We start from the raw sequence: 13,719 nt of genomic DNA on the forward strand, positions 1-13,719 counted from the left end.
GGCACCTCATTTCCTGAAATTCTGCAACGAAATCAGCGCTCCCATCCCCAGGATGGGGGCGCTTAACGTTAACCATCCTCCGACCTGCCCTCAGGCAGCGGGCGTTTTTTTGCCACAGTCAACCGTTTAGGTCCGTACACTGACTTGGTTTGGGGGCGGGAAGGTCAACCTCGAATTAACCTTCTTGCTTTAAGAAAGCGTTCACCCTCTTTCGCGCGCTAACGGGGTTGGCGGGAGAGTCCATTTGAACGCTCGTCGACTGGGTGGGCTCATACGTGCTGACTGGTCTTGCACGCCAATACGCTGTGCTGTCGTTGTCCCATGCGGGAGTGAAGGCCGGATCCCGGATCGGCCTCGCTGCCGCGCTGCTGCTTGCCGCCGCAGGTTCGGTGCATAACGCGGCCGCGCTGAACGAGACCAAGACCCTCTCCTTCCACCACACCCATTCCGGCGAGGACCTCACCGTCACCTTCAAGCGCGACGGGCGCTACGACGAAGCCGCGCTGAAGCAGCTCAACCATTTCCTGCGCGACTGGCGCACCCAGGACGAGACGGTCATGGACCGTCGCCTCTTCGACATCCTCTGGGAAGTCTATCGCGACGTCGACGGCAAGCAGCCGATCCAGATCATCTCCTCCTACCGCTCCCCCGCCACCAACGCCATGCTCCGCCGCCGCTCCTCCGGCGTGGCGCGCTTCAGCCAGCACATGCTGGGGCATGCGATGGACTTCTACATTCCGGGCGTGGCGCTGGAGCAGATCCGCTTCGCCGGCCTGCGCCTGCAGCGCGGCGGCGTCGGCTTCTACCCGACCTCCGGCTCGCCCTTCGTGCATCTGGACACCGGCAGCATCCGGCACTGGCCACGCATGACGCATGACCAGCTCGCCCGCGTCTTCCCGGACGGAAAGACGGTGCATCTGCCGACCGACGGCACGCCGCTGAAGGGCTATGAGCTCGCCAAGGCCGAGATCGAGCGCCGCGGCAACGGTGACGATTCCGGCAGCAAGCCGAACTTCTTCGCCGCCCTGTTCAAGAGCAAGTCGGCGCCGGCCGCCGCCAGCAACGACGAGGATGACGAGGGCGCGCCGGCCCCGGCCGCCAAGCCCTCCGCCGCGACGGTGGTCGCCGCCGCAGCCAAGCCGGCTGATCCGGTGCCTACGCCGCGCGCCAAGCCGCAGGTCGCCGCCACCCTCCAGCTCGCCTCGGCCGATGCGCAGCTCGTCGCGTCGCCCAAGCCGAAGCCCGCGCCCGTGGCTGACAAGCCCGCCGCCAAATCTACCGAGGCCAAGCCGGAGACCCCGGCCGACATCATCAATGCCCGCGGCTTCTGGGATACTCCCGCCACGCCGCAGCAGGCGACGCCGGCGCAGGTCGCGGCGCTGAAGGCCCGTCAGGCGCTTGCCTCGGCGAGCGATCCGCAGCCAACCGCGAGCGTGTCCAGCGCAACTCTTCAGGCGCTGGCCTACGCACCTGCCGCCTCTCCGGTCGACCGCAGCAACGTGGTCGCCGCCTCCGCGCCGATCCCGCGCTCTGCCCGTCCCGGCGCGCGCGGCGCGGCACCCGCCACCGAGATCAACAGTGTGGTCGGCAAGAGCGTCGACGGCATGGTCGCGACCGCGACCCGCCTGTCCGCGGCCAAGAACGAGAGCATCTGGCTCAAGATCGTGATGCTGTCGCCGAGCGCCAGCCGTGCGATGTCGGTCACGCTGATGGGCGAGCTCGATACGGCGGCGCTGCGCGGCTATTTCGTCAAGCCGCAGACGGTGATCGCGATGGGCTTCACCGACGATCCGATGCCGGGCCTGTCCTGCGACAGCTTCTCGGGCAGCGCGACCGCGAAGCTCGATACGACGTCGTTCGTGATGCGGACGGCAGCGCTACGCTGATAAGCCCTTACTATTTCCAAGAAATCAGTCTCGTAGCCCGGATGGAGCGAAGCGTAATCCGGGAAAGCGGCGCGTGCTGCGCGAGACCCCGGATTTCGCTGCGCTCCATCCGGGCTACAAGTGCAGCCTATCTCGCTTTCCTGCCCCGCCGATCCAGATGATAGGTCAGCGCCAGCGACAGGCAGACGGCGAGCTCCCGCTTCGGCAGTTTGCCCTCCACCGGCAGCAGCAATGCCCTGGTCTGCCGATACTCGAACTGATCTGGAAAGCGCTCGCGAAAGGTGTCGACCAGCGTCGTCTTGCAGTTGAACAGAATGGCGGCGTGATCGGAATCCTTCAGGCGGCCGAGCCTGATCGTTGAGCCGCTGCCCGTCTCTTCGGTCAGATAGGCGGGCTCGCCCCATTTCAGGGTCTCGCTGAGTCGGCCGACCTCCTGATGCGCCGCGGCGGTCGCAAAGATCAGATCGCGCACCTGAAGGAGCCGCTTGCGCATCGGCGCCGGAAAGGCGTCGAAGGCCCGGCTCACTTCGCGCGGCAATATCGGCTCGGTCACAGTCTCACTCTCGAAGGATCGGCGATCGGCCTCCGCCGTGCGCCGGATCAGGCCGGCAGGCCTGCCCGGAGAAGGCCCGCCTCATAGCGCTGACGATCGACCTCGCGCTTATAATGCTGGGTGGAAAGATGATTGGCCACGGAAAATGCCGGCTCACGCTTGAGCACTTCGGCCGCGTGCGCGCCGGCGGCCACTGCATTGCCCATCTGCGCGAAGATCCCGGCAAGGAACGCATGATGGGTGTGATCGGGGCGTGAGATCCTCGAGAACGCTTCGGCCGCTTCGGCGTATTTCTCGGCACAATAATAGGCGCGCCCGAGATGACTCCAGAAGCGTTCCGGATGATACGGGTTGAGCCGCATCGCCTTCTTGATCCAGTCGATGCCCTCCTCCGGCCTTCCCAGCCAGGTCAGAAGCTCGCCCTGCTGCACCACCACGAGGTCATAGTTCGGGTTGAGCGCAAGCGCACGCTCCTGGTGGTAAGTGGCTTTATCATGGTCGTCGCGATTCAGATTGAGTGCCGCGAGGATGCGGTGCACGTCGCTGTCGTTGTCGTCGAGGCCCAGCGCGGTTTCCAGCTCTGAAGCCACCTGCTGGAAGGTGGCATCGCGATCCGCACACCAGTTATAGACCCAGGTCTGGCCCAGGACGCACGCCTTCCACGCATGCGCGTGAGCATAGTTCGCGTCGAGTTCGAGCGCCCGCTCCAGCAGAAGCTGCGCCCGCGCATTGTCTTCGCGATTGGAGCGATGGTGCAAGGTCTTCGCAGCCAGCACGCATTCGTAGGCGGCCATGTTGTCCGTCGGCTTGCGGTTCGCCCGATCGTGCGTCGCCGCCTCGACACGGCCGGGCAACGTGGCGACGATCGCCCGGGTCATCTCGTCCTGGATCGCGAAGATGTCCTTGAGCTCGCCGTCATAGCGCTCGGCCCAAATATGTCGATCCGTCTCCGCATCGATCAGCTGCACGGTGACGCGGACGCGCCCCCCGGCCTTTCGCACGCTTCCCTCGATGACGTAGTCGACACCGAATTCGCGGCCGACATCCTGCACCTTGACCGACTTTCCCTTGTACACGAAGGTCGAGTTGCGCGAGATCACCAGCAGGTCGTGGAAGCGTGAAAGCTCCGTAATGATGTCCTCGGTCAAACCGTCCGCGAAGAACTCCTGTTCCGGATCGCCGCTCATGTTGGCGAAGGGCAGCACCGCGATTGACGGCTTCTTCGACTTGCCAGTCGCCTTTGCAGCGGCCGTCGTGCCGACCGGCGCACTTGCCGGCCCGTCCTCCAATCGAATCCGGTAGACGCGGATGGCGCGCACGATGTTCTTGACGTTCTGCTCGCCGATGTCCTCGAATGCGACACCATCGAGGCGCTCGCCCAGTTGGTCGCGCACCGCGCTGGAGATGCAGATGCCTCCAGGCTCGGCCAGGGCCTCCAACCGTGCCGCGACGTTGACGCCGTCGCCGAAAATGTCGTTCTGATCGACGATCACGTCGCCCAGATTGATACCGATGCGGAATTGTATCCATCGCGGCGGCGGGACATCGGCGTTGCGGCGCCCCATCCGGCTCTGAATTTCAGCAGCGCACAACACTGCGTCGACGACGCTATGGAATTCGACGAGCAGGCCGTCGCCCGTCGTCTTGATGATGCGGCCGTGATTTTTTGCAATCGCCGGATCGATGAGCTCGATCCGGTGGGTCTTGAGGCGCGCGAGGGTGCCACCCTCGTCGACCTCCATCAGCCGACTAAAGCCGACCATGTCAGCCGCGAGGACCGCGGCGAGCCTGCGCTCTGGTCCAGGCACATCCATTGCTCGGTCCCTTCACCGAGCATTCTAGCAGACCAGCGGATTTTGCCCAAGCGCGGGCCGTCCGCAAATTGCGGCCCGGCGAGGTATCTTACGGGTGAGGCGCGGTCCTGCCGCCTTCAGAGCATCCCGAGCGCCTGCATGTAGGTCTCGAGGATGGTCTCGGCCTCGGCGCGCTCGTTGGGGTCCTGCTTGCGCAGGCGCACAATGGTGCGCAGCGCCTTGACGTCGTAGCCGTTGCCCTTGCTCTCGGCATAGACGTCGCGGATGTCGTCGGAGATCGCCTTCTTCTCTTCCTCCAGCCGCTCGATGCGTTCGATGATGGACTTGAGCTGGTCCTTGGCAAATTTCGTCGCGGGCTCGTCGTCGCGGACGGCGGCGGAGGTGGCCATCTTGGTACTCCCAATGGAACTGGCAAAACGAGGTGACGCCGGCATCCTCACCGCGCGTGCTGGGAAGACCCTTAGGGTCGGTGCTCCCAGCGTTCAAGCAAGCATCGCGCTCGTCCACAGCGCGCCCACACCTTCCTGCGGGGGTGCAAAGAAAGCTGTTGTGTGATGCGACTCAGGCGATGCGTGGCGGGGCCGTTCAGTGCCCGTGGGGATGGACCTTCTTCATCGCCTCGAGCTGCTCGGGCGTGGCCGTGCCCTGGTACTTCGCCTTCCAGGTCTCGTAGGGCATGCCGTAGACGGCCTCCCGGCTCTCGTCCTTGCTCAAGGCGACGCCCTGGGCGTCCGCAGCGTCCTTGAGCCAGTTGGACAGGCAGTTGCGGCAGAAGCCGGCCAGATTCATCAGATCGATGTTCTGGACGTCGGTCCGGCTCCGCAAATGATCGACCAGGCGCCGGAAAGCGGCCGCCTCGAGCTCCGTTCTGGTTTTGTCGTCGATTGCCATAGCTGGATCCCTCGGCTGGCCCTTGGACATCGTCACCCTTACGGGATCAGGTGGGGTCCTGTCACAGATTTTGCCATATCGCGGGGCAAACGGGCCATGGCCCGGCTTTGGGGCGGTTCCCCGGCCCTACGCCAAATCGTCAATGATCTGGTATAGCTTCCGCAACAATGATTGCCGAATCTCCCCGCTCCCCGCTTCGCCTGCTCGCCCGGTTGGTCCCGGTGCTGGCGGTCGCCCTGCTGTGCCTCTGGACCAGCCCGGCTTCCGCCGACTTCCGCCTCTGCAACAACACCTCGAGCCGGGTCGGCATCGCGCTCGGCTACAAGGACGCCGAGGGCTGGACCACGGAGGGCTGGTGGAACATCTCGTCCCGCTCCTGCGAGACGCTGCTGCGGGGCACGCTGGTCGCCCGCTACTACTACATCTACGCCATCGACTATGACCGCGGCGGCGAATGGTCGGGCCAGGCCTTCATGTGCTCGCGCGACAAGGAATTCACCATCCGCGGCACCGAGGATTGCCTGGCACGCGGCTATGACCGCACGGGCTATTTCGAGGTCGATACCGGCGAGCAACGCGCCTGGACGGTGCAGCTCACCGATGCCAACGAACAGCCGGCGCAGCAGCGCGTGCCTGGCCTGCCCGGACCGGTTGGCCCGGGCGGCGTTCCGGGTTTGCCCAATAGCCCGCCCGGTGCTACGCCCCCGGGCTCGCCCGGCCTGCCACCCCCGCCTGGAAATAAGCCATGAGGCGTCTTCGCCGTATCAAGATTCTCGCGACCCTGGGACCCGCCTCTTCAGACCTCGCGATGATCCGCCGCCTGTTCGAGGCCGGCGCCGATCTGTTCCGCATCAACATGAGCCACACCCCGCATGATAAGATGCGGGAGCTGGTGGCGACGATCCGCAATGTCGAGTCGAGCTACGGCCGCCCGATCGGCATCCTGGTCGATCTTCAGGGCCCCAAGCTCCGGCTCGGCGCCTTCGCCGAGGGCGCGGTGCAGCTCCAGAACGGGCAGACCTTCACCCTCGATTCGGACAAGACGCCCGGCGATGCCACGCGCGTCCACCTCCCGCATCCGGAGATCCTGGCTGCGCTCAGGCCCGGCCATGCGCTGCTGCTCGACGACGGCAAGGTGCGGCTGATCGCGGAGGAGACCTCCAAGGAGCACGCGGTGACGCGTGTCGTGGTCGGCGGCAAGATGAGCGACCGCAAGGGCGTCAGCCTGCCCGACACCGACCTGCCGGTCTCGGCCATGACGCCGAAGGACCGCGCCGACCTCGAGGCGGCCCTCGTCACCGGCGTCGACTGGATCGCGCTGTCCTTCGTGCAGCGCGCCGACGACGTGATCGAGGCCAAGAAGATGATCCGCGGCCGCGCCGCTGTGATGGCCAAGATCGAGAAGCCGCAGGCGATCGACCGCCTCGCCGACATCATCGAGGCCTCCGATGCGCTGATGGTGGCGCGTGGCGACCTCGGCGTCGAGCTGCCGCTGGAGCGCGTGCCGAGCCTGCAGAAGCAGATGACGCGGATGGCGCGCCGCGCCGGCAAGCCGGTCGTGATCGCGACCCAGATGCTGGAATCGATGATCCAGTCGCCGGTGCCGACCCGCGCCGAAGTCTCCGACGTCGCCACCGCCGTTTATGAAGGCGCCGATGCCATCATGCTGTCGGCGGAATCGGCGGCCGGCAAATTCCCGGTCGAGGCGGTCTCGACCATGAACCGCATCGGCGAGGAGGTCGAGCGCGACCCGACCTATCGCACCGTGGTCGCGGCCCAGCGCCCGGCGCCGGAATCCACCGCGGGCGACGCCATCGCCGACGCCGCGCGGCAGATCGCCGAGACGCTGGACCTGCCGGCCCTGATCTGCTGGACCAGCTCGGGCTCGACCGCCGTGCGCGTGGCGCGCGAGCGGCCGAAGCCGCCGGTCGTGGCGATCACACCCAACATCACCGCCGGCCGCCGGCTCGCCGTCGTCTGGGGCGTGCATTGCGTGGTGGCGGAAGACGCGCGCGATCAAGATGACATGGTCAGCCGCGCCGGCCAGATCGCGTTCCGGGACGGCTTCGTCCGCGCCGGCCAGCGCGTGATCATCGTCGCCGGCGTGCCGCTCGGCATCCCCGGCACCACCAACATGGTACGCATCGCCTCGGTCGGCCCAGAGGGCGACGCCAACATCTAGGCCCCGCCAGCGCGGCCAAACAAAAAAGTCGGAAAACAACCCCATGCACAGTAGCCGGGCGGCCCGGCTGATATGCCGGGGTTTCGCGAAAAGGCGCGCTCAGGCAATGACCTGAGCGCGCTCAGGTCGCCACCTCGGTCGCGGCGCGATTTTACGCCCCGACCAGCGCCTTCGTCGTCGGGAGCAGCGTCTGCTGGACCACGAGGCCGCGGGCGCGGGCGTCCATGACGCCGACGGCGCGCAGCGCCAGCAGCGTCACGGTCTGCACCGCATCGCGCATCTTGACGGGATCTTCGAGATTGTCGGGCGCGAGCGGCCCGACGAGAGCCTCGTGCAGCGCGCCCAGCAGCGCGGTGGCGGCAAGCGCGGTATCCTGCGCCGGCAGATGACCGGCACGCACGGCCGCATCGATCCGGGCAGCGATCTCGCCGGCGATCTCGCGCCGGCTGGCAAGCCGGGAGGCGCTGACGTCGACATCGACCGGCTCGGCCAGGATGCCCCAGGCCAGCCGCCGCTGCGACAGGGTATGGACCGCCACCGTGGTGACCGCGGCTGCCAGCGCCGAGGACGGGCCCGGCGCGGCATCGGCCGCCCGGCGGATTGCCGCGAGCTCGTCACGCGAGACCTCGGCGATCAATTCGGAGATCAGCTCGGCCTTGGAGGGGAAGTAGCGGTAGACCGTTCCGGCCGCGACATTGGCCCGGACCGCGACCGGCGCAATCTGCACCGCCGCCATGCCGCCTTCCGCCGCCGCCTCCCGCGCTGCCGCCAGTATCGCACTGCGCCGGGCCGCAAGGCGCTTAACCACTTGATGCGTCCGCCGATAAACCATGGCGCGCTTCCTGTCCCACACACGCCGTCCGCACGCCCCGCGGCCGAACGCTTCGTCACGCAATTCGCTGCAAATCGCCCCGCAAGGACTGAACAACTATTCAGGGGGGATGACAAGATGCATTTGCGTGACGCGTCACGCCAAAGACGCAAGCGACAAATGCGCAAAGTGCGAGAGCCGGTTGATAGACGGCTAACCACGATTGTTACCGCCATCTTAAAGCAGGTCCGCGACCTTACCGCCGACTGCGATCCTAGCTCGGTGCAGCATGCTCGATTCGGACGCCCGAACCGCCTGGCGGCTCTTCAATCTGAACTGGCTTCCCATCGTGGCCATGGGCAGCCTGCTGGCGTTCGGGTTGCCCGCAACCGGTCTGAGCCTCGAGCCCGTCGCCTACAGCATCACCGTGGCGATCGCGGCCATCCTGGTCGGCGTCGCCTGTGGCCACCGGCTGACGAAGGGCGAGCTTGCCGATCCAAAACTGGTGTTCTCGCTCGGCACGATCGGACAGGTCATTTTCACCTGCGCCATCGTCGGACCTTTGAGCTACGTCGCGGGCAAGATGAATTGGCCGCTCCAGGACGAGGCGCTGCTTGCGATCGACCGCGCGCTCGGCCTCGATCCCGAGCCGATCGCGCGTTACATCAACGACCATCCCTGGCTGGCAGACGTCCTCGCGCGCGGCTACGGACTGATCAAATGGCCGCTGCTCGGCGTTCCCGTCGTGCTGACGCTGACGGCACGCTATGTGCGGCTGCAGGTGTTCATGCTCGCGATGAGCCTTGCGCTCGCGGTCACCATCGCGATCTCCGCAATGGTGCCGGCGATCGGCACCTATTACGGGCTGCAATTGCCGGCCGCGCACTTCCCCGAGATCAACACCGCGGTCTATGCCGGTCAGCTGCGCGACATCCTCGCGCTGCGCGACGGCAGCCTGCACGAGCTGCGGCTGTTCTTCCTCTCCGGCATCGTCTCGTTCCCGAGCTTTCACGCCGCGTCCGCCGTACTCTACATGTGGGCGCTGTGGCCGGTGCGGGGCATCGGCGGCATCGCAGCGGCGCTCAACCTGTTGATGATCGCGGCGACGCCGGCGATCGGCGCGCATTACCTCATCGACGTCGCCGGCGGCGTCGCCGGCGCCGCAGCCTCGATCTGGGTGACGAAGTTTTGGGTTGAACGGCTTGGCCGCACGGCGCCTGCATCCGCCACACCCGCGCTACCGCCGGTCTGGCAGCCCAGCCTCGCAGAATAGCCGGGCACTCGCCGTCACAACCACGCTGCCGTAGGGTGGGCAAAGGCGCACAGCGCCGTGCCCACCATTTTTCCGCAACTGAGATCGAAGTGGAGCGCTCGCAATGATGTTGTGGGCGCGATGTGCCCCATCATCTGCGGTTGGTGGGCACGACGCCGCCTTCGCTCTTCGAGCTACGGCGGACAAGTCGCTTTGCCCACCCTACAAGCGTCAATCCCGTCATCCTGAGGTGCTCGCGTAGCGAGCCTCGAAGGATAGACGGCCCCGATGCAGCCGGGCCGTCGCCCTTCGAGGGCCGCTTCGCGGCCACCTCAGGGTGACGGTGATGAATGCGCGGGCTCGGAAATGATGGCGTGCGCCCAAAAGAAAAGAGCCTCGTCGAAGACGAGGCTCTCAGAATTCCCAGGTCGTTCGGCCTTACTTGAGGCTGGACGAGATCGAGCCGAACTTGGTGTTCAGCGTGCTGCCGAGGTTGTTGACGACGGTGATGATCGCGAGCGCGATGCCGGCAGCGATCAGGCCGTATTCAATCGCGGTGGCGCCGGATTCATCCTTCACGAAACGCGAAACGAGGTTCTTCATAGAGTGCTCCCAAAAAGTACACAAGGCTACAACTGGTCTGGTCTCTTCGGCTTCCCAGCGCCGCCCGACCATGGAACCGAACCTAGAGACAAAGAATTGCGCCGCAGTTAATTCGACTGCGGAAACAAACAGCGGTTTGCGAGTATTCGCCGATGGTAAATCGAATTTGAAAACAATCCGTTAAATTGTAACGACATCACACGATCGTCGCGGTTTACCCGAAGTTATGATCGCCGTGGTCCAATGCCATCAGCCAATCCGACAAGAACAAGCAGGACGACGAGGCGGCATGTCGCTTTCCTTTGCCAGCAGCATCGCAGTACAGAGCCGCGCGCGAGCGCTGGTGCCGCTCTGCGTCGGAGCGGGCGCCTATCTCTTCTTTCTCTGTGTCGGCGATACGCTGCTGCAGGACTCCGACTCGTTCTGGCAGATCAAGATCGGGCAATGGATTCTCGATCACCACGCCCTGCCCTACACCGACTTCTATTCCTTCACGCGGCCCGGAGCGCCCTGGGTTTCGACGTCATGGTTGTCGCAGGTCGCGTTCGCGCTCTCCTATACGCAATGGGGCTGGGGCGGCCCGGTGATCCTCACCGCGGTCGCGGTCGCATTGTCGGCGGCGATCCTCGTCTATCTGCTCGAGGCGCATCTGGAGATGCCGCGCTCGGTGCTGTTCGCGATGCTGGCAGTCGTGCTGTCGCTGCATCACATCCTGGCGCGGCCGCACATGCTGGCGCTGCCCGTGATGATCGCATGGGTCGGCATGCTGATGGCGGCAGCCGATCGCAAAGGCACGCCGTCATGGCGCTGCCTGCCGCTGATGTCGCTGTGGGCGAACCTGCATGGCGGCTTCGTGCTGGGCCTCGCGCTGATCGGCCCGATGGCGTTCGTGGCGCTCTGGGGCCTTGAGTCCAATAAGCAGATCCGGCTGCTGCTGCGCTGGTTCCTGTTCGGCGTTGCCGCCCTGGCCGCGAGCTGCGTCACGCCCTATGGCTGGCGCACGCTGCTGGGTGCGACCAACATCCTCAATCTCGGCGAGCTGCTGACGGTCATTTCCGAATGGTCGCCGGCGAACTTCGCATCCTTCACCGCGTTCGAAGGCGCTCTGCTCGGCCTGATCGCGCTCGGGCTCTATCGCGACCTGACGCTGTCGCCGCCGCGCATTCTGCTGATCCTGCTGCTGACCTGGATGGCGCTCAGCCATGTCAGGAGCATCGAGGCCTTTGCCTTCCTGGTGCCGCTGGTGCTGGCCAAGCCGCTCGGCGAGAAATCGTCCCAGCAGCAAGCCGATGCGCAAACAAGCGAGAGCTGGCCTGCCCGGTACGTGACTGCAGCGGGCGCATTGATGATCGTGGCCGCAAGCTGGACCTCGACCTCGATCTTCATGTCGCATCACCGCTTCAAATTCACGATGGACCAGACGCCTGTTGCGGCGACCGACCTGCTCGAAAAGCGCGGGGCGCAGCGCATCTTCAACGCCTACAGGTTCGGCGGCTATCTGATCGCGCGCGATATCCCGGTCTTCGTCGACGGCCGCGCCGAGCTCTATGGCGAGAAATTCGTGATGGACTTCTTCAAGGCGACCGAGGGGAAGAAGCCCGAGCTGCTGCCCCGCCTGCTCGAGGAGTACAAGATCGACGCGACGCTGCTGGCCGCCGATGCGCCAGGCCCGCAGATCCTCGACCACCTCAAGGGCTGGAAGCGGATCTATGCGGACGATATCGCGGTGATCCATGTGCGCGAGGACGCCACGGCTCCGTGACGATCCCAAGCACGGACTGCGCGTCCGGCGATCGTTGAGCGCCGCGCCGGATCGCGCGACGCTCGGCTGATTAACCGGACGATTCACCTATCGCCGACGAAGCGTCCTTCCGCGCAGCCGGCTCGCTTCCGCCAGCGGAAAATACGCAGAGCCGTTTCGTTCGATAGAGCGCGCCGCTCTGCGCTTCCGGGCTCTGGCAGATATCGATGACATAGCCGACGCCATTGCGCGACGCATAGGCGAGGCGCTCATCCAGCGACTTCAGGCCGTCGACATCCGTCAACCTGCTTCGCCACGTCTGGTAATAGGACGGCATCCACATCGCGGTTCCGCCGCGCTTGTGATCGATCCAGACGCGACGGTGCGAGACGTATTCAAATACGCTGGCGCGATCGAGCGCCATGTCGGCGGTGCTCACCTCCGAGCGACCATCAAGCCCCGGCCGGCTTGGGGTGAGGAACATGGCGTTCAACGGCGTGTTGTTGCGCGCCCATGCGCCGACGGCGCCCCACTCCTCGATGGCCTCGTTGCAGATCCGGTTGAAGTTGAGACTGGAACGGATCGCGAGCGGGTAAGCGAGGAATACGGTCGTGGCGAGCACCAGATGGCCCATGGTGCGCTGATAGGATGGGAGCGGTCCCGATCCTGTCGCTCGAAGCACATACATCAAGGCGGCGATGACGAAGGCGAGGCCGGCCCAGCCGTCGAAGCTCAGGAACAGCACGATGAGACACGCGGGAAGGAAGGTCGCCTCCTTGTCCCGCCGCAGCCACTTCGTCGCCAAAGCCGCGATCGCGAGGGCGGCCAGGAGATGAATGACCGTGCTCGATCGCAGGAAATGAAGGTTGAGGATGAACGGCGATCCCGTGGCGAAGGGAACGACGATGCCGATCAGATAGACCAGGATTGCGCCCGCATAGGCCGCCCGCAATTCCGCGGCAGCCTGCCTCAGCAGGAAAAACGCGAGCGCTCCGATGACGGCGACGCCGAGGAGCCCCGCAAGATCGCCTGGCGAGGTCGAGTCGATCAGCACGTGACCGGGGAAGTACTGACGGAGGAACTCGGCATAATCGAAACCGAACGGACGACCGAACTCCGGATTTGCCAGAAAGCCGTGAAGCACTGCAAACGCAAGCGGCAGGCACAGGACGAGACCGATCAGCGCGCGCGAGGAGATCTCGCCGAATGTCGCCTTGCGCTGCGACAGGAAGTGTAGCCCGATCAGCGCCAGCGGCAGCACCAGCCACACCGCAAAGAAGGCATTGATGAAGAACGTGATCCCAAGCGCAATCGCCGCCGCAGTGAAGCGGCCCCGGGCGGCAAAGTAGATCGCCAGCAGGGCCACGCCATTCGCCATCTCGGAATGGGTGAAGGTGTTGATGAAGAGGCCACCGGAGCCGGCGTAGCTGTAGCCGTCGAGAAAGGCGACGAAGCAGAGGATCAGGCTGAAGACGATCCTGTCGCGTTGTTCCGTTATCCCCAGCAACGAAGCACAGCACAGAAATCCGACGAAGCTGAGCAGGCGGGACAAGAAGAACAGAATGAGGAACAGCAACGGAACGTTGTCGAAGTATCGTTCGGCGCCGCTCAGGATCAGCCAGACACCGGACGCAAAATAGCGCAGCGACTGGATGAACCGGTCATCCGCATATTGCGGCTCATTGTAGAGACCGGCAACGATCGGCAGATGGTAGAGGTTGTTGGTGAGGCCGAAGACGAATCCCGTCCGCAACACCGACACCGCCGACGCGAACACGGCGACCGAAAATATCTCGACCCAGAAATTCGAGGTTCCGACCGCGCGATCGCGGCCGATCATGTCAGAGGTGACGTCGACGTCTGCCATTCGAGTGCCGGTGAAAGCGACCGCTGCGGATCAGCCTCGGTTGAGCGCCGTGCCGGCTATCCGTCCTGAAGCGCCCGTCCGCTCGCCCGCGCGGAGCGATGAAGACGGACAGCAGCAGA

12 protein-coding genes are annotated in these 13,719 nt (G+C 65.2%); 5 read left to right on the top strand and 7 right to left on the bottom strand.

The genetic code is table 11. The annotated features are described in order from the left end of the window. Positions 1-263 precede the first annotated feature (263 nt). Positions 264-1,886 carry a DUF882 domain-containing protein gene (locus XH79_RS17245; protein WP_271582377.1) on the top strand — a complete coding sequence of 541 codons (1,623 nt, stop codon included), beginning with the start codon at positions 264-266 and terminating at the stop codon, positions 1,884-1,886. A 127-nt stretch (positions 1,887-2,013) separates the two neighbouring features. Here XH79_RS17245 and XH79_RS17250 read toward each other — a convergent pair whose 3' ends face one another. The 4 genes from XH79_RS17250 to XH79_RS17265 all read right to left on the bottom strand — a co-directional run bounded on the left by XH79_RS17250 (position 2,014) and on the right by XH79_RS17265 (position 5,144). Then, positions 2,014-2,439, bottom strand: a complete 426-nt coding sequence (locus XH79_RS17250; protein ID WP_271582378.1) for a DUF1801 domain-containing protein — start codon at positions 2,437-2,439, stop codon at positions 2,014-2,016. A 47-nt stretch (positions 2,440-2,486) separates the two neighbouring features. Continuing rightward, positions 2,487-4,253, bottom strand: a complete 1,767-nt coding sequence (locus XH79_RS17255; RefSeq protein WP_271582379.1) for an adenylate/guanylate cyclase domain-containing protein — start codon at positions 4,251-4,253, stop codon at positions 2,487-2,489. Positions 4,254-4,369: 116 nt separating this feature from the next. Continuing rightward, entirely contained in the window at positions 4,370-4,642 is a 273-nt protein-coding gene (locus XH79_RS17260) for a DUF2312 domain-containing protein (RefSeq protein ID WP_018641571.1), read from the bottom strand. A gap of 196 nt (positions 4,643-4,838) precedes the next feature. Further along, complete coding sequence (locus XH79_RS17265) at positions 4,839-5,144, bottom strand: DUF1244 domain-containing protein (protein WP_183244176.1); 306 nt, start codon at positions 5,142-5,144, stop codon at positions 4,839-4,841. Positions 5,145-5,311: 167 nt separating this feature from the next. On the opposite strand from XH79_RS17265, the gene XH79_RS17270 reads away from it, so the two are divergent. After that, positions 5,312-5,893 carry a DUF1036 domain-containing protein gene (locus XH79_RS17270; protein WP_212345059.1) on the top strand — a complete coding sequence of 194 codons (582 nt, stop codon included), beginning with the start codon at positions 5,312-5,314 and terminating at the stop codon, positions 5,891-5,893. After that, positions 5,890-7,326 (top strand): pyruvate kinase, encoded by a 1,437-nt coding sequence (pyk, locus tag XH79_RS17275; protein WP_271582380.1) that lies wholly within the window; start codon positions 5,890-5,892, stop codon positions 7,324-7,326. Before XH79_RS17270 ends, pyk begins: the two co-directional genes overlap by 4 nt. A 151-nt stretch (positions 7,327-7,477) precedes the next feature. Here the strand turns inward: pyk and XH79_RS17280 are convergent, their stop codons facing one another. Beyond that, complete coding sequence (locus XH79_RS17280; protein ID WP_026311776.1) at positions 7,478-8,158, bottom strand: TetR/AcrR family transcriptional regulator; 681 nt, start codon at positions 8,156-8,158, stop codon at positions 7,478-7,480. 268 nt (positions 8,159-8,426) lie between these two features. On the opposite strand from XH79_RS17280, the gene XH79_RS17285 reads away from it, so the two are divergent. Further along, positions 8,427-9,410, top strand: a complete 984-nt coding sequence (locus XH79_RS17285; protein WP_271582381.1) for a phosphatase PAP2 family protein — start codon at positions 8,427-8,429, stop codon at positions 9,408-9,410. 417 nt (positions 9,411-9,827) lie between these two features. On the opposite strand, the gene XH79_RS17290 is transcribed toward XH79_RS17285, so the two are convergent. Beyond that, entirely contained in the window at positions 9,828-9,992 is a 165-nt protein-coding gene (locus XH79_RS17290; RefSeq protein ID WP_128949876.1) for a Flp family type IVb pilin, read from the bottom strand. Positions 9,993-10,281: 289 nt separating this feature from the next. Between XH79_RS17290 and XH79_RS17295 the strand changes: the two genes are divergently transcribed. Next, positions 10,282-11,754 (top strand): hypothetical protein, encoded by a 1,473-nt coding sequence (locus XH79_RS17295; protein WP_271582382.1) that lies wholly within the window; start codon positions 10,282-10,284, stop codon positions 11,752-11,754. Between the two features lie 70 nt (positions 11,755-11,824). Here XH79_RS17295 and XH79_RS17300 read toward each other — a convergent pair whose 3' ends face one another. Continuing rightward, positions 11,825-13,600, bottom strand: a complete 1,776-nt coding sequence (locus XH79_RS17300; protein ID WP_271582383.1) for a DUF6798 domain-containing protein — start codon at positions 13,598-13,600, stop codon at positions 11,825-11,827. Positions 13,601-13,719: the final 119 nt, after the last annotated feature.

The sequence above is a fragment of the Bradyrhizobium sp. CCBAU 45389 genome, from assembly GCF_028128625.1.
GTDB classification, from domain to species: Bacteria; Pseudomonadota; Alphaproteobacteria; order Rhizobiales; family Xanthobacteraceae; genus Bradyrhizobium; species Bradyrhizobium liaoningense_B.